Source organism: Legionella yabuuchiae, from assembly GCF_900640115.1.
Lineage (GTDB): Bacteria > Pseudomonadota > Gammaproteobacteria > Legionellales > Legionellaceae > Legionella_A > Legionella_A yabuuchiae.
Genome location: NZ_CAAAIW010000078.1, coordinates 1 through 570, shown reverse-complemented (window position 1 = coordinate 570; position 570 = coordinate 1). Strand labels below are relative to the sequence as shown.

Sequence of the window (570 nt, the reverse complement as noted above, 5' to 3'; positions counted from 1 at the left end):
CATAACTACTTTCTTCAAACAAATTGGGCGTAAAAAGAAATTATTGAGAGCTAGGCTCACTGATAAATTTCAAATTGTCAGTGAACCTAATTTCGGATTTTGAAGTGTAATGGCTATATACCCTTTTAATACCTCCTCAAGTCCAAGAATATGGGTTTCAAAAGGTGGTCTCGATGGTAAACTCGCCAATCTATGCAGATAGCGAATGGTAAATAAAAATGCATCTTTTAGCTCCGGTGAGTTTTTCTCTGCATAAAGCAAGAAAATATATAGCGTGCCCATCGGATTGATTTGCATCTTAGTACAGTCACTAGGTATTTCAGTTTTTACCTTTATTTCTCTTAATAGAGCCTCTGCATTACTAGATTGACTCCATTTTTCAAGTACTGCTCGAGGTATTTCCAATGATGTAATTGATGGTTTACGTTTTGACGAAAACATATTATTATCCTCTATCTTATAATTTTATACCCAATCAACTTCAAAATACTAAGTTTTTAGCAACTGGAAGTTGTCGTTAATTCTGCCATCCAGTGCATTTTCAATGCTTGGCAAAATGTCATCAAAAAA

Annotated in this window: 1 protein-coding gene; it reads right to left on the bottom strand. The window is 34.4% G+C overall.

Annotation, left to right across the window (positions count from 1 at the left end; all coding sequences use genetic code 11):
- Window positions 1-69: 69 nt before the first annotated feature.
- Window positions 70-441 (bottom strand): hypothetical protein, encoded by a 372-nt coding sequence (locus E1O47_RS12140; protein ID WP_133131486.1) that lies wholly within the window; start codon window positions 439-441, stop codon window positions 70-72.
- Window positions 442-570 lie beyond the last annotated feature (129 nt).